Annotated in this window: 17 protein-coding genes and 2 tRNA genes; 13 read left to right on the forward strand and 6 right to left on the reverse strand. The window is 41.1% G+C overall.

What is annotated here, in order from left to right; genetic code table 11:
• Positions 1–108: 108 nt before the first annotated feature.
• Entirely contained in the window at positions 109–1,992 is a 1,884-nt protein-coding gene (locus JOC36_RS05805) for an LPXTG cell wall anchor domain-containing protein (RefSeq protein WP_205145565.1), read from the reverse strand.
• Between the two features lie 600 nt (positions 1,993–2,592).
• On the opposite strand from JOC36_RS05805, the gene JOC36_RS05810 reads away from it, so the two are divergent.
• The 4 genes from JOC36_RS05810 to JOC36_RS05825 all read left to right on the forward strand — a co-directional run bounded on the left by JOC36_RS05810 (position 2,593) and on the right by JOC36_RS05825 (position 7,611).
• A complete protein-coding gene (locus JOC36_RS05810; RefSeq protein ID WP_205145566.1) occupies positions 2,593–4,056 on the forward strand; it encodes a catalase in 1,464 nt (487 codons plus the stop codon).
• Positions 4,057–4,544: 488 nt separating this feature from the next.
• Positions 4,545–5,738, forward strand: a complete 1,194-nt coding sequence (gene metK, locus JOC36_RS05815; protein ID WP_205145567.1) for a methionine adenosyltransferase — start codon at positions 4,545–4,547, stop codon at positions 5,736–5,738.
• 89 nt (positions 5,739–5,827) lie between these two features.
• Positions 5,828–7,216, forward strand: a complete 1,389-nt coding sequence (gene rlmD / locus JOC36_RS05820; protein ID WP_205145568.1) for a 23S rRNA (uracil(1939)-C(5))-methyltransferase RlmD — start codon at positions 5,828–5,830, stop codon at positions 7,214–7,216.
• Positions 7,217–7,251: 35 nt separating this feature from the next.
• The gene (locus JOC36_RS05825) at positions 7,252–7,611 is read left to right on the forward strand and encodes a hypothetical protein (RefSeq protein ID WP_205145569.1); all 360 of its coding nucleotides are present in this window, start codon (positions 7,252–7,254) and stop codon (positions 7,609–7,611) included.
• Positions 7,612–7,663: 52 nt separating this feature from the next.
• On the opposite strand, the gene arsC is transcribed toward JOC36_RS05825, so the two are convergent.
• Entirely contained in the window at positions 7,664–8,086 is a 423-nt protein-coding gene (gene arsC / locus JOC36_RS05830) for an arsenate reductase (thioredoxin) (RefSeq protein ID WP_205145570.1), read from the reverse strand.
• A gap of 11 nt (positions 8,087–8,097) precedes the next feature.
• Positions 8,098–8,610 carry an rRNA methyltransferase gene (locus JOC36_RS05835; RefSeq protein ID WP_205145571.1) on the reverse strand — a complete coding sequence of 171 codons (513 nt, stop codon included), beginning with the start codon at positions 8,608–8,610 and terminating at the stop codon, positions 8,098–8,100.
• A 185-nt stretch (positions 8,611–8,795) separates the two neighbouring features.
• Here JOC36_RS05835 and leuS point away from each other — a divergent pair, with 185 nt between their 5' ends.
• The 6 genes from leuS to JOC36_RS05865 all read left to right on the forward strand — a co-directional run bounded on the left by leuS (position 8,796) and on the right by JOC36_RS05865 (position 16,373).
• Positions 8,796–11,210 carry a leucine--tRNA ligase gene (leuS, locus tag JOC36_RS05840; protein ID WP_205145572.1) on the forward strand — a complete coding sequence of 805 codons (2,415 nt, stop codon included), beginning with the start codon at positions 8,796–8,798 and terminating at the stop codon, positions 11,208–11,210.
• A gap of 169 nt (positions 11,211–11,379) precedes the next feature.
• Positions 11,380–11,452: transfer RNA gene (locus JOC36_RS05845), tRNA-Arg, on the forward strand.
• A 31-nt stretch (positions 11,453–11,483) separates the two neighbouring features.
• Positions 11,484–13,925, forward strand: a complete 2,442-nt coding sequence (locus JOC36_RS05850; protein WP_239517551.1) for a polysaccharide biosynthesis protein — start codon at positions 11,484–11,486, stop codon at positions 13,923–13,925.
• A gap of 197 nt (positions 13,926–14,122) precedes the next feature.
• Entirely contained in the window at positions 14,123–14,260 is a 138-nt protein-coding gene (locus tag JOC36_RS05855) for a hypothetical protein (protein WP_205145573.1), read from the forward strand.
• A gap of 242 nt (positions 14,261–14,502) precedes the next feature.
• Positions 14,503–15,525: a zinc-binding alcohol dehydrogenase family protein gene (locus JOC36_RS05860; RefSeq protein ID WP_205145660.1), complete on the forward strand. Its 1,023-nt coding sequence runs from the start codon at positions 14,503–14,505 to the stop codon at positions 15,523–15,525.
• Between the two features lie 503 nt (positions 15,526–16,028).
• Entirely contained in the window at positions 16,029–16,373 is a 345-nt protein-coding gene (locus JOC36_RS05865; RefSeq protein ID WP_205145574.1) for a hypothetical protein, read from the forward strand.
• Between the two features lie 170 nt (positions 16,374–16,543).
• Here JOC36_RS05865 and JOC36_RS05870 read toward each other — a convergent pair.
• Positions 16,544–16,616 (reverse strand) — tRNA-Asn (locus tag JOC36_RS05870).
• Between the two features lie 407 nt (positions 16,617–17,023).
• Between JOC36_RS05870 and JOC36_RS05875 the strand changes: the two genes are divergently transcribed.
• Positions 17,024–17,338, forward strand: a complete 315-nt coding sequence (locus JOC36_RS05875; RefSeq protein WP_205145575.1) for a hypothetical protein — start codon at positions 17,024–17,026, stop codon at positions 17,336–17,338.
• A gap of 37 nt (positions 17,339–17,375) precedes the next feature.
• On the opposite strand, the gene JOC36_RS05880 is transcribed toward JOC36_RS05875, so the two are convergent.
• Positions 17,376–18,911 (reverse strand): ABC-F family ATP-binding cassette domain-containing protein, encoded by a 1,536-nt coding sequence (locus tag JOC36_RS05880; protein ID WP_205145576.1) that lies wholly within the window; start codon positions 18,909–18,911, stop codon positions 17,376–17,378.
• A 389-nt stretch (positions 18,912–19,300) separates the two neighbouring features.
• Entirely contained in the window at positions 19,301–19,621 is a 321-nt protein-coding gene (locus JOC36_RS05885) for a DUF7671 family protein (protein WP_205145577.1), read from the reverse strand.
• A gap of 153 nt (positions 19,622–19,774) precedes the next feature.
• On the opposite strand from JOC36_RS05885, the gene JOC36_RS05890 reads away from it, so the two are divergent.
• Both JOC36_RS05890 and JOC36_RS05895 read left to right on the forward strand, forming a co-directional pair.
• Complete coding sequence (locus JOC36_RS05890; protein ID WP_205145578.1) at positions 19,775–20,917, forward strand: trans-sulfuration enzyme family protein; 1,143 nt, start codon at positions 19,775–19,777, stop codon at positions 20,915–20,917.
• A gap of 266 nt (positions 20,918–21,183) precedes the next feature.
• Entirely contained in the window at positions 21,184–22,515 is a 1,332-nt protein-coding gene (locus JOC36_RS05895; RefSeq protein ID WP_205145579.1) for an APC family permease, read from the forward strand.
• Positions 22,516–22,601: the final 86 nt, after the last annotated feature.

Genomic DNA, 22,601 nt, shown 5'->3' on the forward strand with positions numbered 1-22,601 from the left:
TATTGCTGCTAGTTGTGGTTGCTTTTGAAAACATAGAAAACCCCATTAGTTAGATCTCTCTGACTAATGGGGCTTTTTTCAACCGAAAAATTTTCGGTGCTTTTTTATTTAATGACGCTTTTTACGTGAAATGCCAAAGCCTAAGGTGCTCAAAAGTAGTCCGATTCCAGCCCAAACACTGGCAGGTTCAGAATTAGAACCAGTATTTGGTAAGGTTTCATTGGCTTGCTTAGTAGCGTTAGCTGGTGCTTTTTCTGATGCTGTTGCCGCAGACTTTGTCTTAGGAGCAGTAACGTTTTGCTTTAAGCGTTGCGCAGCATCAGCTTGAGCTTGTGCTAAGACGAGGTTGGCTTGAGCTTTTGCTGTATTTTCTTTAGCTCGTTGTAATTGGACGCCAGCAGATGTTGTGGCGGCTGAATCACCTAAGCTAGTGTTAGCTGTGTCAGGAGAGGCCAATTGCTCTAACTGAGGTGTTTGATTAGCTTGAGTGGTCATCTGCTTGGTGGCTGAAGTTGGCACTGCAGCCTTTTGGGTTTGAGTTAACTTTGCAGCATTGCTAGGGGCTGTTGTGCCAGTACTTTGCGTTGTTTGGTTACCTTGCTTGGTAGCTGTTGAGCCGGTCACTTGACTTGATGCTGTTGAATTACCAGTTGAAGGTTTGGTCTGATTTGAAGGAGTTGTGGTACCACTATTTGGAGTAGTTGTATCAGATGCTGTTGCTAAACCAAGTTCTTGGGCTACGCGTTGATCAGAAACAGATGCAAAGGTGTTTAAATCACGCTTATCAAAAACAATAACATCAGTTAAGTAATCCCAAGTGAAGGCACCGCCACGGTTACCAACGTAATCAACGAATGGGACCAGCATTGCGACTTGGTCACTCTTGAAAGGTGTTAGCATTGTTTGACGGTGACCATTATTAGAATCAGCATCTTTATAAGCCATAGCAGTCAACGCATTGAGAATATCAATTTTGGCTTCCAACATAGTCGTGGCAGAGCCGAAGCCTAGATTTTGACTTGAAGATTCAATGAAGAGATTTGTTGGATTGTAAGACTGATTATTTGAGCCCAATTCGACAAAAGTTGTGTGTTGATCAACGGTTGCTTGGTGGGTTGTACGATAGGCAAGTTCGCGATCGCTAACAGCTTGCCAAATTTTATCAGTCATCACGAGTGGGGCTAAGTTTTGTGAAGCACGGAAACTATTGATTAATTCAAGGGCGTATTCAGCCAATTCTTTTTGTTGGCTGGCAATGAGGCGGTTGTTTTGAACCGTTAGTTTAGCAGATGTATCACGAGTTTGGTCGACATCATACCAACCGTAATAATCACCACTACGAGATTCAGTACCATTGGCTAAATCCTTGGGCTCAGTCAATGTAGTTGGCAATTCAGATTCATCGCCAATTAATTGGGTGATTTGACCATCAGCATCTGCTGGGGCAACTGCCTTAGTTGTTGTTGCCTTGACGCTTTTTGTGGTTGCTGTTTGGGCCTTAGCGGTTGTTTTATTTTGGACCTCAGTTGTGGTTTGACTAGCGGCTGCCTCACTTGTGTCAGTGGTGGCAATGGTGCTTGATGACGTAGCTTGGCTGTCAGAAGAACTAGTCGTTGTGTTTGCGACTGTATTCTCGGAACTAGCAAGGCTGTTTTGACTATTTTGGATAGTGGCACTAGTTGATGCCTGAGTAGTAGCGCTAGTTGAGGTGGAATTAGCGCTTGCAGAGGTTTGTGATGCAGAAACTGATGTTGGGTTAGCTGAAGCATCAACAGCGGATTGTGCTTGCGCTTCCACAGTTTGGGCAGATTGTAAGTCTGCTTGTTTATCAGCTAGGTTCTCGCTAGCGGTTTGGCTGTTAGCGTCTTCGGTAATTGTTGGTGTTTGTTGTGGATTGCTAGTTGAAGCAGTTGTATCCGCTTGCCCGTTAACCTGCAAACCGGCTAAGGTTGTGGCGGTAACGGCCAATGTTAATTTAAGTTTATTGTGCATGTGGAACCTTCTTTTAAAAGTGAAATTTTTAAATGATTTATTTACTATCGTCCATTATACCAATTTATGAGAAAAATGTAATTTAACTTGTTAGTCAAGGCGAAGTGGTTTAATCAAAGCTCGATGTTTTACAGGCGACCAAATTGGCTGGGTTAGACCAATTTAAAATCTTTTGGCAAAAATAAGCATAAAAACATTTTAAATTTTCACAAAGCATTTTCATATTACATAATCTTATTAATAAGCGATATTATTTCTATTTGAAAAAGTAAATTTCACAAATTAAAACGATTTTATTGTTGGCTTAAGCTAGCGAACGTATAATAGTTTACGTCAAAAGGGTGAGATACCTTTTGATGCTTATATAGCAACATACACTGCTCATATTAGTTGTCGAGTCATCGACAATTAACTCCTATTTTATATATGCTCCCAACATATGTAAAAAGTTAGTCCCGGTGTAAACCTGATTAGCGGAAAGACCCTGGCCTCCCATCCGGGGTCTTTTTTTATAGTTTTATAATGGTTTAGTCATCTGATTATAAGATGTTATAATGTATTAGTAACAACGTTAGTTTAATTACGAAGGAGTGTACATCAATGACTGAAGAGAAAGAACACTTGACGACTGCTCAAGGAGCACCCGTCGGTGACAATCAACATTCAATTACTGCTGGAGAAAACGGACCAGTTTTAATTCAAGACTACCAATTGCTAGAAAAGTTAGCACACTTTGCGCGTGAGCGTATCCCAGAGCGTGTTGTTCACGCTAAAGGGGCTGGTGCCTTTGGAACATTTAAGTTAACCCATGATATGTCTGACTATACCAAAGCAGATATGTTTAATGGCGTTGGTAAGGAAACTGAAATGTTTGCCCGTTTCTCAACAGTTGCTGGTGAATCAGGGGCTTCAGATACGGATCGTGACCCACGTGGTTTCGCCCTAAAGTTCTATACGAACGATGGAAACTATGACATTGTTGGGCTTAGCCTACCAGTCTTCTTTATTCGTGATGCCAAGAAGTTCCCAGACTTTATTCATACACAAAAGCGTGATCCACGGACTCATTTGCATTCAGACCGTGCTAAGTGGGACTTCTGGTCACATTCACCAGAATCATTGCATATGGTAACCATGTTATTCGGTGATCGTGGTATTCCTGCGACATATCGGAATATGAATGGGTTTGGTAACCATACCTTTATGTGGGTTAATGCTGATGGTGAACGGACTTGGGTAAAGTACCACTTTAAGCCAAAGGCTGGTGTAAAGTCATTAAGCGCGGACATGGCTACAAAGTTAGATGGTGAAAATCCGGATTCAGCCACTGAAGACTTGTACAATTCAATTGAAAGTGGTGATTACCCAGAATGGACTATGTACGTCCAATTAATTCCATTTGAAGAGGGTTGGAACTATAAGCAAAATATTTTTGATGTGACACGTACTGTTTCACAACATGACTATCCATTGCACGAAGTTGGAACAATGACTTTGAACCGGAATCCAGAAAACTACTTTACAGATGTGGAAGAATCAACTTTCGCACCTGCTAACTTAGTTCCTGGAATTGAACCATCACCTGATAAGATGTTGCAAGGCCGTTTGTTCTCATATGCGGATGCGCAACGTTACCGTGTTGGTGCTAATTCTACGCAAATTCCTGTGAATGCGCCTAAGACAGCCGTACATGACCATCAAGCTGATGGTGTGATGGGCTTGAACCAAAATACTGGTGACATTAACTATGAGCCAAACAGCTTTGATGGTATCAAGGAAGATCCAACTGTTAAGGATACTGGCTACGATGTTAATGGTCGGATGGGACAATATGTCACATATGATGATGATTTCTACACGCAACCAGGTATCTTGTATCGTGATGTTATGTCAGAAGATGAGCGGGAACGCTTAGTTTCAAACATTGCTGCAAGTTTGGGAAATGTTGAAGAAGATGAAATTAAGAAGCGTGAAGTAACGCAATTCTATAAGGCAGATCCTGATTATGGTAAGCGGGTTGCAAAGGCAATTGGTTTAGATATGGATTTTTCTGCTTTAGACTAATTGATTGAGCAAGAAAAATGTTGAAAAATGACATTTTGAGTTAATTTGTTCATTTTTTTAAGTTTTTTATCTTTGGTTTAAGCTTCTACAGTTACTATAAGAATTGTTAAGAGGAGCCCACCTCTTAACATCTACAAGTTATAAAAAAACTGTAGACCCTACTCCTAAAACAGAAACAATTTAACGATGCACAAACGCATTGCAAAAAGGAACTCGGATAAACTTATTCGGGTTCCTTTTTGTGTGCTTGACAAGCAAAATGGGACAAGCTAAGATAGTCACATTGATAAAAGACATGAATTAAATAAACTCGTAACCTATCGAGAGTTCAGGGAGGGACTAGACCCGTTGATCTGACACCAGCTACCGGAATCGGTGTTGTGGTAATTTCTAGCAGATAGGCGCATTTCTAACTCTGATATGCTGCCTACTGTGCGGTGTTCAGAGTTATTTTTTTCGCAATTTTTAAAAGAATGAGGCAATGATTTATGACAGAAAAACGTTTATTTACTTCTGAATCGGTTTCAGAAGGACATCCTGATAAAGTATCAGATCAAATTTCAGATGCAATTTTAGATGCCGTTTTGGCACAAGACCCTAATGCACGTACAGCGATTGAAACATCGGTTACCACTGGTTACGTAAATGTATTTGGTGAGATGTCAACGAGTGCCTATGTAAATATTAACCAAATCGTCCGCGACACTTTAACTCGGATTGGTTATGACGACCCCGATGCTGGTTTCCTAGCTGATGATGTCCATGTTGGGATTACCATTGATGAACAATCACCTGACATTGCGCAAGGTGTCGACCAAGCGATTGAACAACGTGAAGATGGTGGGGTTGATCCGCTTGACGAAATCGGAGCGGGTGATCAAGGTTTGATGTTTGGTTATGCCACAGATGAAACTGACCAATACTTGCCACTCTCAGTTGTGTTATCACATGCGTTGGTTAAGCAACAAGCGCAAGTCCGTCGTAATGGCGAATTAGATTATTTATTGCCTGATGCCAAAGCTCAAGTAACAGTTGAATTAGATGATCAAGGTCGTGCTACTCGTATCGATGCTGTGGTTCTATCAACGCAACACCGTGAAAATGTTTCTTTGGAACAACTTCGTCGCGACGTGAAAGAATATGTGATTGATCCAATTTTGCCAGCAGACATGGTTGATAATGATACGCGCTATTACATTAACCCAACTGGCCGCTTTGTGATTGGTGGACCTAAGGGTGATGCTGGTATGACCGGTCGTAAGATTATTGTCGACACATATGGGGGTTATGCGCGTCACGGTGGTGGTGCTTTCTCTGGAAAGGATGCGACAAAGGTGGACCGTTCAGCCGCCTATGCCACACGGCATATTGCCAAGAACATTGTTGCCGCAGGTTTGGCTAAACAAGTTGAATTGCAAGTTGCTTATGCAATTGGAGTGGCCGCCCCGGTTTCAATTGATGTGAATACTTTTGGAACTGGTGTTGTTCCAGATGCAGATTTGATTGCCGCTGTTCGTGATATCTTTGAATTGCGCCCAGCTGGAATTATCGATGACTTGGATTTGCGTGAGCCACGTTATGAGAAGACTGCAGCTTATGGACATTTTGGTCGTCCTGAACTTGATCTACCATGGGAGCGTTTGGATAAGGTCGACGAATTGAAGGAATACTTTAATATGTAAAATAAGGGGCACCCGCTGGTTTGGGCGCCTTTTTTTGAATAGTTAAGCTATAATAGAAGTAACAAACACGAGTGAAACGAGTAGAACGCATGAGACCTAAAGTAAATATCCCAGTTAAATTGGGAGAAATTGTCACGATTAAAATTGATGAAGTGGCTTATAGTGGACAAGCAATTGGGGAATATCAAGGTTACCCAATTCATTTGGATAATGCTTTTGTTGGCGAAACAGTCCGTTGCCAGATTACGCAAGTGAATCGTAAATTTGCCCGTGCGCAATTGGTTGAAGTTGTTGATCCATCACCGGATCGAATTGATGCGGGGCGTCCAGATATTATTGAGACGGGGATTGCGCCATATTTGAACTTGGCTTATCCGGCCCAATTGAAGTTAAAGCAACAACAAGTTGAAAAGATTTTTGCGGATGCTGGCGTATCAGCCACGATTGCACCAACGATTGGTATGGAAGAACCAAGCCATTATCGCAATAAGACTGTTGTACCCATGGCCTATGAAAATGGGCATTTGGTGACAGGGTTTATTAAACGGCAAACAGCCAATACGATTGTGCCGTTAGATGATTATTACGTAAATGATCCGGTGATCGACCGGGTGATTGGTCAAGTCCGTGATATTTTGGATGCACACCATGTTTCAATTTTTTCTGATGAAACGGGCTTGGGTGAGATGCGCTATATTATGGTGCGCCGTGGTTATTACAGTGGCGAGGTGATGGTGGTGCTGGTCACGCAAACCGAAACCTTGCAAGACGAGGCGGAGATTGCAGAAGAAATTGCAGCGGTCGTACCTGGAATTAAGAGTGTGATGCTAAACCACAATCCACGCAAACTACATCTGATGATGTCAGGAGATAATCGATTGTTGTGGGGAGAAGATGCCATTCATGACCAGCTCTTAGGAGTTGAATTTGTGATTGGACCTAATTCCTTTTACCAGGTGAATCCACAGACAACCGAAGTGCTGTATGCTCTTGCGGCGCAGAAAGCTGAATTGACACCCGATGATACGGTAATTGATGCATATTCCGGGATTGGGACAATCGGCTTAACAGTCGCTAATCAAGTCAAGCAAGTTCTGGGGGTCGAAGTTGTTGCTCGTGCCGTCGAAGATGCTAAGCGGAATGTGGCGCGTAATCATATCGAAAATGCGAAATTTGTGACGGCCGATGCGCCAACGCAAATGCAAGCTTGGAAGGCAGATGGCTTAACGCCAGATGTGATTTTTGTTGACCCACCTCGCCCGGGATTGACGCCGGAATTACTTGATGCGGTGATTGAGATGGATCCAGCGCGGTTTGTCTATATTTCATGTAATCCTAAAACGATGGCCCGGGATATTCGCTATTTGTTGGACCATGGTTTTGAATTAAGCGGGGATGTGCAACCACTGGACCAATTCCCACAAACAGCTCATGTTGAGACAGTGGCAGTTTTAACCCCAACGCAAGCGAACAAATAATTGGATTGAGTTTAGTATCGAAAGGCGGTTTGATGATGTTTCTTAAAGAGTCTGAACGAGCAGAAGCTTATGTTGCCTATTTAAAGCGTGTTTTCACAGATTTGTATAATGGATTGCCAGATGAAGAACAATATACGTATTTACGTAAGGATTTATTACAAGGTTATCAAGACGTCGAGGCTGGTTGGAATCCGGTTCCAATTGTTCAGAAGCTTTTAGGTGATATCAATCAAGTCTATCTTTTGAACTTAAAGCAGCATGAAACTAACCCAGATGTGGTTAAAACAGCTGAAAAGCAACTGCGCAATGCCAACGAAGGCGCAACTTCACATCGTTGGATTAGTGATTATGCTTTTTTGTTTAATATCATGGATTCTGGTGCTGGTCCAATGTAAAAAATAAAACAGCTGACAAATTTGTCAGCTGTTTTTTTGTAGTTAAATTAGTTTAAGACGTCTTTGTTTGTAACTCGTTGACGAGCGCTTGGACGTATTGTTGAATCGTATCACGAGTTTGAACAAAGTCTGCGCGACGGGTTGCCAAATCTCCAGTCACTTGCGCAGGGTCGGTTAAATCCCAATGTAAGTGTTGAACATGGGGTGGTGTCATAGGACAGTTATCACGCGCATCTCCACATAAGGTTATGACATAATCAGATTGATTCAAAAATTGTGGATCAATTAAATCGGAAGTCTGTTGGCTGATATCGATTCCAACTGCGGCCATACTTTCGATGGTGAGTGGATTGATCCCATGGGGTTGCGTGCCAGCACTAGCAATTCGCCAATCAGCGGGGGCTAATTCTTTTGCGAAACCTTCAGCCATTTGACTACGGCAAGAATTGCCAGTACATAGGAAATATAATTGCATTCAAAGACTCCTTATAGGCGTTGAAGTAAGAGAACTTGCTCACCAGACTGTAAGTCTTGGAATTGTTTTACGTCGTATGCTTGCTCTGGCAGATTTTTAGCATAGTCAGTCAGTTCGGGGATTGGTGTCGCATCGTTTGTAATCAAGAGAATCATTCCTTGTTTTTTCAAAGCCATTAATAAGGGCTTAATCGTGGATAAAAGCGCCGTTTGGTCAGTATCAGCATCAATTTGGAATAATGCAGCGCCAACTGGTTGGGTTGGATCAAGATAATTAATAATGGCAGAAAAGTCTTTACTAATGAGGTCGACACGCTGGTTTAAACCACTTAAGAATAGTGATGTGGCCACTTGATCAACATCGTGTTTATTATCGGAAAAAGCTAAGACTTTACCTGTGTCGCCGACGCGGCTGGCTAAGAAACGGGTAATATCGCCATGCTTAATTGAGCCATCAATGGTTAAATCACCAACTGTTAAATATTCATCCAGCGTCATTTGTGAAATGTTTTGTACGGAACGCATGAGTGCGCCTCCTCTTTTAAATTGACAGTTATTTTAAATTAGACATTGTCATTTTAGCACACTCTGAATAGTGACCAAAATTAGGGGGATGCTTTTGTCCATTGATGCGGTGTTGGTAGGTTTAAAACGTTGAAATGACGGGGCTTTTTTGATAGAGTTAAAACATTAAAGTGAGGTTAATAGCTATGGCATATCAACACAAAAAAATTGAACAAAAATGGCAACGTTATTGGGATGAACACCAGACGTTTAAAACAAGCGAGGATCATACAAAGCCTAAATACTATGCGCTAGATATGTTCCCATTCCCATCAGGACAAGGGCTACACGTGGGCCATCCTGAAGGATATACGGCAACTGACATTGTGTCACGTATGAAGCGGATGCAGGGTTATAATGTCTTGCACCCAATGGGTTTTGACGCATTTGGACTACCAACTGAAGAATATGCAATCAAGACTGGTGAAGATCCAAAGACTGTGACGCACAAGAATGTAAATAACTTCCGGCGGCAAATGAAGTCCTTGGGTCTTTCATATGACTGGTCGCGTGAAGTGAATACAACTGATCCAAAATATTATAAGTGGACTCAATGGATTTTTGAGCAACTTTATAAGATGGGCCTAGCTTATGAAGATGAAATCATGGTTAATTGGGCTCCTGATTATAATGGTGGAACTGTTGTTGCCAATGAAGAAATCATTGATGGTAAGACTGAACGTGGTGGTTATCCTGTTTATCGTGTTCCAATGCGTCAATGGGCTTTGAAGATTACGGCTTATGCCGACCGTTTGATTGATGATTTGGATGACCTAGACTGGCCTGAGGCCATTAAGGAACAACAACGGAACTGGATTGGTCGCTCAATTGGGGCGGCCGTTAACTTCCAAGTGATGGACCAAGAAGCACAAGTTGAAGTCTTTACAACGCGTGCAGACACTTTGTTCGGGGCAACTTACCTTGTTTTGGCACCTGAACATGAATTGGTGGACCAAATTGTGACTCCAGATCAAAAAGCTGCTGTTGATGCCTTTAAGGCTGACTTAGCAACGAAGTCTGACTTGGAACGGACGGATTTGAATAAGGATAAGTCTGGTGTCTTCACCGGTGCTTATGCAATGAATCCAGCTACTGGCGAACCAATTCCAATCTGGGTTGGTGATTACGTCTTATCATCATACGGTACGGGTGCTGTTATGGCGGTCCCAGCGCATGACCAACGTGATTATGACTTTGCTAAAAAGTATGATTTGCCAATGATCCAAGTTATTGAGGGTGGAGACATCGATCAAGAAGCTTATACTGGTGATGGAAAGCATATTAATTCTGGCTTCTTGGATGGTTTGGACAAGCAGACAGCCATTGATAAGATGATTGATTGGTTAACTGAGAATGGTGTTGGTGAGAAGCGCGTGAACTATCGTTTGCGTGACTGGATTTTCTCACGGCAACGTTACTGGGGTGAGCCAATTCCAGTTATTCATTGGGAAGATGGCGAAACAACACTAGTTCCAGAAGATGAATTACCACTCCGCTTGCCTGAAATTGATAACATCATGCCATCTGGAACCGGAGAATCACCATTGGTGAATGTTGAAGACTGGGTCAATGTGGTTGATGAAAATGGACGTAAAGGAAAGCGTGAAACGAACACGATGCCGCAATGGGCTGGTTCTTCATGGTACTACTTGCGCTTTATGGATCCACATAATGACGACAAACTAGTATCTGAGGATGCGGTTAAGTATTGGCATAATGTTGATTTGTATATTGGTGGAGCCGAACACGCGGTGCTTCATTTGCTTTATGCACGTTTCTGGCACAAGGTGCTTTATGACTTAGGTGTTGTTGATACTAAGGAACCATTCCAAGAATTAGCTAACCAAGGAATGATTCTTGGTGAAAACCATGAAAAGATGTCAAAGTCAAAGGGTAACGTTGTTAATCCAGATGATGTTGTTGAACAATATGGTGCGGACACTTTGCGTTTGTATGAAATGTTCATGGGACCTTTGGATCAATCAATTGCTTGGTCTGAAGAAGGTTTGTCAGGTTCACGCCGTTGGCTAGATCGTGTTTGGCGTTTGTTTATTGATGATGATGATAAGTTGCGTGATCGTATCACGACACATAATGATCACAAGTTAGACAAGGTTTACAATGAGACTGTCAAAAAGGTGACAGATGATTACGAGAATTTGCGTTTCAATACGGCGATTTCGCAAATGATGATTTTTATCAATGAAGCTTACAAGGTTGATAATATTCCAGCAGAGTATATGGCCGGCTTCGTACAATTATTGAACCCAGTTGCACCACACATGACTGAAGAGTTGTGGTCATACCTTCACCCTGAAGAAATCATTGATTATTCAACTTGGCCAACATATGACGAAAATGCTTTGGTCGAAGATGAAATCAAGATTGCAGTACAAATTAATGGTAAGGTTCGTGCTAACATTATGATTCCAGCAGATGCTGATAAGGATCAAATGACTGAATTAGCCTTAGCAGATGAGACAATTCAAAGTCGATTGGATGGCGCAACTCCTAAGAAGGTCATTGCTGTCCCTGGTCGTTTGGTAAATATTGTTGTTTAAAATAGAAATTTAAAAGCTATCCGACTGATTTGTCGGGTAGCTTTTTTTGTGGAATTTGCTATCGCATAATGGATTTTGCGTTTTATCTAGTAAACGTCTCTACATTTGGTTTAAACTTTAGTATAATGATAGTTTGTAATGTGGATGAATGGGCATTATGAACAATTATGGCGCTATAGTTCAACTGGATAGAACAAGGACCTCCTAAGTCTTAGATCACAGTTCGAGTCTGTGTAGTGTCATTAAGCATAGCTGAAAGGAGACCGGGGACGTATGGCTGAAGATAATCAAGACACGCAGCATGAAGATCCTTTTCGAGGGCATCTCACTTTTGATGAATTACAACAATTATCAAACGGGGAAGTGACCCTTGCAGATATCTTTGCTAATCGTGATAAGTCATCTAACGATACGCCAGAGGATAATATGAAAGAAGATGCGACAGAGCAAGATCAAAATCTAGAAGCGACCGATCAACAAGCGAAAACACAAGATCAGAACCTAGAATCACAAGCCCTTCCTACTTCTGCCGCTGATGAGTCAAATGCTGACACAGTAGTACCAGAAGCGCCGGTTGAGGATGCTAAACCTCAAAAAATTGAAATTAAAGACGACACTGAAATAATTGATCAACAAGGTGCTTTTGAGATCCATGGTATGGAGGATCCGTTTAAGGCCACCGGGCCAACGCCGGAAGCAACAGTAAGTCTGGATGATCAGCAAAATGAGGATCCAAAATCTCAAGCACAGAGTAAAGTTTCAGAAACGCCTGAATCAGCACCTGAACTATCGGACGAAACAAAGGAATCAGAGTTTGATGAAATTCGGCCAATTGAACCGAAAGAATATCCTGATACATTTGCACCGCGTTTTACTAGTCCAGAGCCGCCAACTTATTATGCTGGCGCTAGTTTCGTTGATCAAATGGGCGGCTTAGGTTCGACCACTGTTATTCCAATTCAAAATTCAGCAGTAAAGACGGATCCTGAAAAGGTTGCGATGCAAGCTGAAGAGGATCAAGCTGAGCTACCTGAGGGTGTCGAAGTGCTACAACCAGAAGGGGATGTCTCAGAAACAGCGGTTGAATCAGCAGAAGCCGCTGAAGATGAAGATACTTCTTCAAGGATGCTGCGTGGGTCATTCTGGATGACGGCAGGTAGTTTAGCCTCACGACTATTAGGAGCACTGTATGTGATTCCTTGGATGGCAATGTTGGGTTATACCTACGCCAATCAAGCGAATGCGGTCTATGGTCAGGGTTATCAAATTTATAGTTTAGCTTTGATGGTTGCCACAGCGGGATTGCCGAATGTTTTAGCTCGACTAGTTGCAGAGTATGCTTCTAAAAAGGAATTCAATCGTGTTCAGCAAGTCTTTAAACAGTCGCTCTTATTGGGTGGCATGATGGGCGTGCTGGCTGGAGCAGTCTTATATCTATTTGCAACGCCACTTGGTCAAGGCGACCCTAACGTTGCCCGAGTGATTCGTTCATTGGCGCCGGCCGTCCTGATTATCCCAGCGCTTGCCATGATGCGTGGCTATATGCAGGGATTTGAATTCATGGGTGCTTCAGCACTTTCACAATTTGTGGAGCAAGTTGTTCGAGTGTTTTACATGTTGGCTCTCACGTACTGGATTATGATTGGGCACCATGGAAATTGGGTTGATGCAACAGTGCAATCAACCTTTGCCGCCTTCTGGGGTGCTTTGGCTGGAACCATTGTGTTAGCGCTAGCGATTTGGTATAAACGTGATTTCTTTGCTCATGAAGCTAAAACCCAAGTTCCTACTGAACCAATTGATGCCGGTAGCTTAATTCGGACGATGGTGAAGCAATCAATCCCAGTTATTTTAGCCGGATCAGCCATCTCAATTTTGCAATTGATTGACCAATATTCATTTGCGAATATTATGAAACACTTTACGGATTTCTCTAATTTAGCAATTACGAATATGTTTGCGCAATTTGCGGTGAATTCGAATAAATTGATTATGTTAGTGATTTCATTGGCAGTTGGAATGGCGGAAACCGCCTTGCCAATGTTGGCTCGGGCTCGCGAAATTGGCTCACGTGAGAACATTAGTCATCAAATTAAGTATGCATTTAAGTTGTTATCTTTTATCTTGGTACCAGCAGCGTTGGGAATGGCATCAGTGGCACGTCCACTATACTTGTTGTTCTACACAGCTAACGATGCACACAATGGAACATTAGTGTTGCAATATGCTAGCTTTACAGCAGTGGTCTTAGGTTTGTACATGGTGGTATTAGCAATTTACCAAGGCCTTAACCAATTGCGTTACACAGTTAAGATGTTGGGTTTGATTGTCATTGTGAAGTTGATTCTACAATTCCCAGCGGTCTTGTTATTGGATGGGATGGGACCTTTGGTTTCAACCGTCATCGCATTTGCGGTCGGATTGTTCTTTGGTATTCGCAAGTTGACGCATGATTTCGATATTGAATGGCGTGACTTTATGCATGATTTAAAGATTATCATGTTCTGGAGTTTGATCATGTATGTTGTTGCCATGTTATTAACAGCCGGATTAACAGCAATCTTGCCAGATGGTAAGCTATGGCAGTTATTAATTATCTTAATTGCTGGTGGTGTTGGTGCTGTTATCTATGGTATTGCTGCTTTGAAGAGTAACATTGCGCAAGATATTTTTGGACCACGGATTCAAAAATTAGCTGATAAATTACCATTTTAATTAAAGAAAAGTGTCGCAGTTGTGGCACTTTTTTTATACCCAAAATAGAAAAATCTGTGGATAAGTTGTGTAAAAGGGGCTTATTTATCCACAAATTCCAAAATTAATGTGGAGAAAGCAGGGATTAATTTGACCTTAGGTATAAATTTAGATACAATAATACAGTTATCGATAACATTAAATGGAGGAAATGAACTATGGCAGTTAAGTCACCATATAACTCATGGGCCGGTAAACGACCAGTAGGCCGCGATGCTAAGAAAGTTCGTCGTGTTGCCGAAGTGGTTAACATTCAACAATGGGCCAAGGGTAAGACAGAATTAGAATCAAAGTAATTTGATTTTGATTGCGGATGATGTAGATATACGTTATCCCAAAGCGTTTCGGAATGATTCCGGAGCGCTTTTTTTATTGAAAAAAGTATGCGTTTTGTCATGTTATAATAGGATAACTGTTGAGAGAGAAATCCAACAGGTGGTGCCTCAAAAGGCACCTAGTGTCTTTAAATTCACGTCTTCACATCCGAGTACAAGCGACTATGATGGAACTATAGGAGGAATTGATCATGACGAAACAAATGCAAGCAGTTGGATTTTCACAACACTTACCGGTTGATGATCCGGCTAGCTTTGAAGATGTTCAGATTGCAGCTCCTGAACTACAAGCACATGATTTATTAGTTAAAGTGGCTGGGGTGTCAGTTAACCCAGTGGACACAAAGACACGTGGCAATGGTCGCAAAAATAAATTGGCCCATCCCAAAGTAATTGGATGGGATGCGGTTGGTATTGTTGTGGCAGTTGGCCAAGATACTGAACTGTTTAATGTTGGTGATCGCGTTTGGTATGCGGGTGATTTCCGACGTTCCGGTAGTTATGCGCAATATCAAGCTGTTGATGAGCGAATTGTTGGGCATGCTCCGAAAGCTTTCACTGATGATCAAGCAGCTGCTATGCCACTTGTTGGGCTTACTGCTTATGAAGCATTGTTTGAGCAGCTAGCATTGCAACCCGCAAACGACACCGGAAAGACAATCCTGATTATTAATGGTGCGGGTGGCGTTGGCTCGATGGCTGTGCAATTAGCTAAATTAGCTGGTTTGAAAGTAATTGCTACGGCTTCACGACCAGATTCGCAGGCTTGGGCGCAAAAAATGGGTGCGGATGCGATCATCAATCACCATGAAGATTTAGTTCCACAAGTTCATGAACTTGGTTTAAAATATGTTGATTATATTTTGAACCTTGGTAACTTGGATGCACATTGGGATGAAATTGCTGAATTGATTTGCCCTGATGGGCGAATTGCAGCTACTACCGAAAACCGCCGCTTGATTGATTTACAAAAATTAACGAAGAAACGAGCTACTTTTAGCTGGGAATGGGTATACAGTAAATCTTATTTCCAAACAGAGGCGATGATCACCCAGCATGAAAATTTGGATACGTTAGCCGAACTCGTCGATGCAGGTAAAATTCAACCAATTGATAAGATTCATTATCAACCAATTAATGCTCAAAATATGCGTAAAGCTCATGCCGATGTGGAATCAGGCAAGATGGTCGGTAAAGTCGTTTTGACTGGCTGGCCAGAGGTGTAGGCTTAAGCACTTAGTTGAGTTTTAGTTGTCTTGAAACACCAGTACTTTGAAAGATGGTAGCAGATTGTACAAGTATTTTGGTTTGGAGTAAGTAGCTTACATATTAATTTAATTCAAAAATTTAATACATTAGATGACCTTAGGCCTCTACTGAACTCTGGTTCTGAGGTGTGATAACATTAGAGTACAAAAGATAGAGACATGTAAAAATGCCTCCGTAAAAACCACTCGTTTGATTGCGAGTGGTTTTTTGTGTATGTTTTTCGTGCTTCTAGCTTTTGTAATGATAATTATTACTGGAGTTGTTGTCGAAATTATTAAATGTTATTTCATGAAGTAGCGCTTTTTTGTATAAAATAAATTCAATTAAAACGATTAAATATTGAATATGGATTTTATTTGAAGTTAATGAGCGCTACAATATAGGTGCAAGCTAAATGATGTGAAATGTCAGATGGGTCTATAGATTCGGCACCAACGAAAGGAATTGTTATGAGTAAAAAATGAAGTATGGATTGATTGCGCTTATTTTAATTGTTGTCGTTTTTGTTGGATATAAAATTGTGGCATCACCGCATGAAATGGATGATCAGCAAGTCTTAGAAAAATACACTTGGACGCTAAAGACTGATGGAAAAGCCAATGGAAGTGCTGAATTTTCAAAAGATTATATCAAGACTCAGGGTCATAAGTATCATTATCAATTGGATGATAATGACAATATGAAGATTAAAGAAGGACCCTATCAAGGGACATATTCTCTATCAGATGAGGATGTGGACTACGTTTTGAACAATAATAAGAAAGATGCAACTCCCCAAAAGATTAAGCTAGAACGTAACGACTAGTGAATTCATGCTTGGTTTTTAGTAGGCAAAATATATGGCAGATTCGCAAATAGGAAGGCCGCTTAGCGCGTTATCATAACGGGTTAAGCGGCCTTCTTTGCAAAAAAGCCCTGCCTAAGAAGACAGGGTTTAAATCATATAACTGAATATATGCTAATCAGCTTTTTGGACTGCTCTAGCTGGACTCGAACCAGCGACCCTCGCATTAACAGTGCGGCGTTCTACCAACTGAACTACAGAGCAATTAATGAATGTGTTTATGATATGATGGTTTGCACAAAATGTCAAACATTTAATTTGTTTTTAATTTCATAAAGCGAAAAACAGACGAAAATACTGATTATACGGATGAAAACATTTGTTTAGCTCAATAATATCAAGACATCCATAAAAACTGACAAGTCTATGAAATTTAATAAATCTTTAATTTTTGCTAATTTTAAGATTGCTGATTTAGAAAACACGGAGGGAAGTGCATAAGAATGCCTTTCACGCCATTTTATCAATTTTTATGTTACACACAACATGTAAGAGAAATGTAATTGATACAATGTAACATATTTGACATATATAAATGAGCGTGTATACTAACCATAAAGTTAGATGAGCAGGACCGAAGGGTCGCTGGAATATACATAGGAGGTAGCCTGATGTTTGGATTGAAGCAAAGGAAAAACGCCAAGATACAACAACTAATTGAAGCATTATATCAACAGTTGACTCTAGTTGACCAACCCGAGAGTTATCGGATTACGCGTTTGGCTAAGCAAGACTTAGCAGCTGATCCACAGGCGGCGCCTCTGATTGCAACGAAGCTGGCCGACAGCTTACAAGCACATCCTGACCGTCACTACAATTTACCAGAAACAGCTCAACCAATCATTAATGAATTGGGACGCCTGGGCCATCAAGAATTAAAGCATCAACATTTTGATTTGCCCGATGTGCCATTAGCTTATGAATAATTGCAATAAAAAACGACGCCTGAAGACGTCGTTTTTTTTAATTGGCACCAATTTCCAATTGATCGAAAGGCAAATCAGCAACGAAGTCAGGTTCGTGACTAACGAGGATGATAATACCAGGGTAATCAATGAGAGCTTTCTTGACGGCGGTTTTACTGCGTTCGTCAAGATGGTTAGAAGGTTCATCTAAGATGAGAATATTACTTGGGATTAAGGTCATTTTTGCTAACTTAACTCGAGTTTGCTCACCACCAGATAGATCACGCAATGGTTTAGTAGCATTACCGGCGTTAATACCAGATGTTGCTAAGACCTGACGGAGTTTCTTTGTATCCAAATCTTGGAATGCATTCTGCATTTCTTGAAGTGGTGTTTTTGAATCATCAGGCCAAATCAAATCCTGTTTGAAATAGTTAACTTTGGCATTTGCGCCGAGTTCGCTATTACCACTTACTGGTTGAAGCAAGCCAAGAATTGTTTTAATGGTCGTTGATTTTCCAACACCGTTAAAACCACTGATGATTAATTTATCATGACCAGTTAACTTAATCGTCAAAGGGTCGAGCAATGGCACACCATCATAACCAACCACAAGGTCTTTAGCTTCAACCGTGCTGAGTTTGTTACTGAATGGGAATTGGTAAGAGATGTCGCTTTGGTCATTTTCTAATAAGCTAACCTTTTCCAATTTCTCTAATTTCTTTTCACGTGACTTAGCCTGCTTAGCGGTTGATGAACGGGCCTTGTTTTTAGCAATATAGTCTTGCTCTTTTTTAATCACGGCTTGTTGTTTAACATATTCACGTTCTTGTTGTTCCGCATTTTCTTGCTTCTGTTGCATGGCCTTGTTGTAGTTACCAGAATACTTGGTTACAGTCCCATAAGAAATATCCAAAATGGCATTGGTGATCTTTGATAGGAAGTCAAAATCATGACTAATGACCAAGATTGTACCGTCAAAGTCGTTTAGATAATCACTTAGCCAGCTAATTTGGTCCGTGTCCAAATTATTTGTAGGCTCATCCAGAATCATCATATCGTTATCGGATAGTAGTAGTTTAGCCAGCATGACTTTGGCTCGTTGACCACCTGAAAGTTCAGCCATCTTGGCATCTTGATCAATACTGGTAAGTCCAAGTCCAGCAACGACTTTATCGATTTTTGTCTCGATTTCATAAAACTCGTGGTTGTCCAAAATTTCTTGAAGTTCACCGGCTTTGGTTAACAAGTCATCGTCGGCGTTTTCAGCGTAGGCCATATAGTCTTTGTTTAGCTCATCATTGAGTTTGTACAATTCGGCAAAGGCACTTTGTAAGGTTTCATGGACTGTTAAATCAGCATTTTCTTTCACATACTGGTCCAAGTAACCAATTTTAATATTTTTACGCCAGTGGATGTCACCACCCAAAGGATCGAGTTGTTTCGTTAAAATTTTAATTAATGTTGATTTTCCTGCACCGTTATCGCCGATTAGGCCGACATGGTCTTCATTGGTCAATTTAAAATTGACGTTACTGAATAGCTTTTTATCAGGATAAGCCATTTCGAGATTATTGACTGTTAGGGTTTCCATAAATTCTCCTCAATTTTAATTTTGCTTGATACCGATTGGGAGAAGGGTGTTAATACGCATCCATACCTCCTTAAAATTAGACATAGAGTCTAGTATACGCTTTTGAGCGAAAGTTAAAAGGTACGGTAGCGATATTTTCATTAAAAAAGAGCAACCCTAGTTAGGGTTGCTCTTTTTTAATTAACTTACTTACTTATCTGTATCAGTACGACGTTGCCAGTTTTCTTCGATTTCCTTGTCAAATTGCTTCTTTTCATTTGAATCAAGAGTCTCGTAATAACGCTTCATCATTTCAGTGTATTCCATAGTTAGGTCCTCCGAAAACGGTTTAATTTTTACTATATTCATAGTATACACTATTTACTTTCACATTTCTAATATATATTTAATTAATGTATGCATTCCCATAAATTAGTTAATTCATGCAAAACATCGTCATGGACTGACTCCTTTAAAAAGCGATTCATAGGCGTGATGGCATGCCGATCTTTAAAGGCCAAGGGACGGGTTGCGACGAGCACCACAAGTTGGTTATTTTCTGTTAAGAAAATTTGACCCGGTTGACCTAAGCGTCCTTTGGTATGTTTACCAATCCGCCAGCTATGAAAATCGTGTTCGCTGAGCGGATTATTTTTGGGTTGATAAGTCCCATTATTGTCTTGTTCAACAACGACACCAATTAATTCTGCGGTTGGATATTTATCTGTCATAATCTACTCCAATTTTGTTAATAGGCTTAGTATAACGCTTTTTCAATAGAGACTGTAGGGCTTGGAAAGCTTGGACGATTTTGGCAAGGCGGGATTGATATGATATAGTTAGTGACAAATAATAAGTTAATGCAAAAGTAGGGAGGCTACGTAATGAATTTTGAGACTAAAGTTATTCATGGTGGAACACAAGAAGACCCAGCAACTGGTGCGGTGGTCCCACCCATTTATCAAACGTCTACGTATCATCAACAAGAATTAGGTGGTAATGCCCCTTATGAGTATACGCGTGGTGAAAATCCAACGCGCTTTGCTGTGGAGTCAGTAATGGCATCCCTTGAAAATGGAAAATACGGTTATGCTTTTTCATCAGGAATGGCGGCAATTCATGCGGTGATGACCTTATTACATGAAGGTGACCACTTGGTCATGGGCAATGATGTGTATGGTGGAACTTTTAGATTAGTTAATTCTATCTTGGCTGAATTAGGCGTTAGCTACACAGCTGTTGATACGGCTGATCCAGACGCGGTGGCAGCAGCAATTCAACCAAATACGAAGATGGTATATCTTGAAACTCCATCAAATCCACTCTTGCATGTTACCGACATTCAAAAAGCAGCTGACATTGCCCACGATGCTGGAGCGATGGCCGTTGTTGATAATACATTTGCCTCACCTTACAATCAAACCCCACTTGATTTAGGGGCTGACATTGTCGTGGCTTCAGGGACTAAATATCTGGGTGGCCATTCTGATACTGTGTCTGGTTTTGTGGTTACTAGTGACACTGATTTGGCTGATAAGATTAAAATGATTCAACTATCAATTGGGGCAGTATTGTCACCACAAGAATCATTCTTAGTACAACGTTCGCTTAAGACGCTTGCACTTCGGGTTGAACGGCATAATTCAAATGCGCAAACTTTGGCCGAATGGTTAAATGAACAACCTGAAGTTCAAAAAGTTTACTATCCCGGTCTTCCGGGAACACCAGATTATGAAATTGCTAAGCAACAAATGCGTGGCTTTGGTGGCATGATTTCAATTGAATTGCAAGATGGCTTAGATACAAAGCATTTTGTTGAGAATCTTGATATTTTCCAACTGGCCGAATCATTAGGTGGGGTCGAATCATTGATTGAAGTGCCTGCCGTGATGACCCATGCGTCAATTCCGCGTGAAGTGCGTTTGGAGAATGGTATTAAGGATGAGTTAGTTCGTATCTCAGTTGGGGTTGAAAATGTTGACGACTTGCAAGCGGATTTGGCCCAAGGTTTAGCGGGATTGCATTAGTAAAACACTTAGTAAAACAATAAAAAGTCCAAAAGTTTTAATTGCATTTTACCTTGTGGTTATGCTAATATTACTTAACGTCAATTTAGGAGGCCAATCATGATTTGGAACGTAAATAATAATAATAATAATAATGATAATTTACACTCAAACGCAAATTGTGATTGGGTCGTTTAGTGCGACACAAAAAAGTGTAAAAAACTTTCACCCAATCTCTAGCCAGGTTGGGTGATTTTTTATGTCAAAAACAGAACGGAGTTAGGAAGATGGAATCGCAAGTTGAACTGAAACGCTCGATGGGCTTAATGTCAGGGCTATCATTGGTTATTGGAACGGTTATTGGATCAGGAGTATTCTTTAAACAAGCTGGAGTTTTGCAACAAGCTGGGAATACAACGATGGGCTTGTTGGCTTGGGTTGCTGGAGGAATTATTACTTTGGCCGCCGGCCTTACGATTGCCGAGGTTTCAAATCGTTTGCCAAAGACTGGTGGTTTGTACAGTTATATTGAAGATTTGTACGGGCCAACAGCTGGTTTCTTGACAGGTTGGATGCAAGTGATTGTTTACGCCCCAGCTGTAATTGCTTCAATTGGAGGTTATGCTGCATATTTAACAGCTAACTTCTTAGGTTGGGATATTTCAACTGCCCGTTGGATTACGGTCGTTTATATCTTAGGTGTTATGCTTTTGAACATGTTAGAAAACCGTGTTACTTCAGCCTTTCAAGTCATCACAACGTCAATTAAGATGTTGCCAATTATTGTGTTGGTTGTTTATGGTTTGTTCTTTGGTAAAGTAGATGCCTTGGGTCAAACTGTTAGCCAAGTGAGTTCATCAGCACACGGTGGCTTTGGGGCGGCTATCTTAGCAACTCTGTTTGCTTATGATGGTTGGATTCTATTAGGAAACATCGCTGGTGAATTGAAGAACCCGCGTCGTGATATGCCACGAGCCATTATTTTGGGAATTACCACAATTGTCTTGGCTTATGTTGGGGTAACCTATGCAACTTACCGGACTTTGCCAGCCAACGAAATTATTCATTTGGGAAACAACACAACTTTTGCCATGGCGACCCAAGCTTTTGGTGACCTAGGTGGGCGTTTGTTGAGTATCACAATTATTATTTCAATGTGGGGAACCTTGAATGGTAAGATCATTTCGTTCCCTCGTATGGCTTATGCGATGGCCAAAGATGGGTTGTTCCCAAAGTTCTTATCACACTTGAACCCTAAGAGCCAAGAGCCAATCCGTGCGACAGCGACTGTAGCTGCCATGGCGATTGCGATTGCGGTATTCACCAACTCAGCTGATCGTTTATCAGATATTGCCATCTTTACGATTTGGATTTTCTATACAGCAGCATTCTTTGGAATCTTTATTCTACGTAAGCAAAATGCGGACCAACCCGAAACAACTAGTTTCAAAACGCCGTTGTATCCAATTACGCCACTTGTAGCGATTGCCGGTTCACTTTTCGTATTAGGATCAACGATTATTTCTGACTTTAGTGGAGTGCTATTATCACTAGTGATGGTCGGCTTAGGCTTGCCAGTTTATTACTACTATCGTCACAAAAATCATGTGCAAAAATAAATTTTAGAACGGCTAGTTAAATCTAGCCGTTTTTTATTTGGGCGTAAACGCTTTTTTGCAGAGAGGTTTGTTAAAATGAAAGTAAC

It is taken from the genome of Weissella uvarum, from assembly GCF_016908785.1.
Classification (GTDB): Bacteria; Bacillota; Bacilli; order Lactobacillales; family Lactobacillaceae; genus Weissella; species Weissella uvarum.

Bases quoted from the DNA above. Each gene is read 5' to 3' on its own strand.
- JOC36_RS05890 (WP_205145578.1), top strand. From the start codon at position 19,775: ATGAATTTTGAGACTAAAGTTATTCATGGTGGAACACAAGAAGACCCA.
- JOC36_RS05850 (WP_239517551.1), top strand. From the start codon at position 11,484: ATGGCTGAAGATAATCAAGACACGCAGCATGAAGATCCTTTTCGAGGG.
- JOC36_RS05825 (WP_205145569.1), top strand. From the start codon at position 7,252: ATGTTTCTTAAAGAGTCTGAACGAGCAGAAGCTTATGTTGCCTATTTA.
- JOC36_RS05855 (WP_205145573.1), top strand. From the start codon at position 14,123: ATGGCAGTTAAGTCACCATATAACTCATGGGCCGGTAAACGACCAGTA.
- leuS (WP_205145572.1), top strand. From the start codon at position 8,796: ATGGCATATCAACACAAAAAAATTGAACAAAAATGGCAACGTTATTGG.
- metK (WP_205145567.1), top strand. From the start codon at position 4,545: ATGACAGAAAAACGTTTATTTACTTCTGAATCGGTTTCAGAAGGACAT.
- rlmD (WP_205145568.1), top strand. From the start codon at position 5,828: ATGAGACCTAAAGTAAATATCCCAGTTAAATTGGGAGAAATTGTCACG.
- JOC36_RS05810 (WP_205145566.1), top strand. From the start codon at position 2,593: ATGACTGAAGAGAAAGAACACTTGACGACTGCTCAAGGAGCACCCGTC.
- JOC36_RS05860 (WP_205145660.1), top strand. From the start codon at position 14,503: ATGCAAGCAGTTGGATTTTCACAACACTTACCGGTTGATGATCCGGCT.
- JOC36_RS05865 (WP_205145574.1), top strand. From the start codon at position 16,029: ATGAAGTATGGATTGATTGCGCTTATTTTAATTGTTGTCGTTTTTGTT.
- JOC36_RS05880 (WP_205145576.1), bottom strand. From the start codon at position 18,911: ATGGAAACCCTAACAGTCAATAATCTCGAAATGGCTTATCCTGATAAA.
- JOC36_RS05805 (WP_205145565.1), bottom strand. From the start codon at position 1,992: ATGCACAATAAACTTAAATTAACATTGGCCGTTACCGCCACAACCTTA.
- JOC36_RS05885 (WP_205145577.1), bottom strand. From the start codon at position 19,621: ATGACAGATAAATATCCAACCGCAGAATTAATTGGTGTCGTTGTTGAA.
- JOC36_RS05835 (WP_205145571.1), bottom strand. From the start codon at position 8,610: ATGCGTTCCGTACAAAACATTTCACAAATGACGCTGGATGAATATTTA.
- JOC36_RS05895 (WP_205145579.1), top strand. From the start codon at position 21,184: ATGGAATCGCAAGTTGAACTGAAACGCTCGATGGGCTTAATGTCAGGG.
- JOC36_RS05875 (WP_205145575.1), top strand. From the start codon at position 17,024: ATGTTTGGATTGAAGCAAAGGAAAAACGCCAAGATACAACAACTAATT.
- arsC (WP_205145570.1), bottom strand. From the start codon at position 8,086: ATGCAATTATATTTCCTATGTACTGGCAATTCTTGCCGTAGTCAAATG.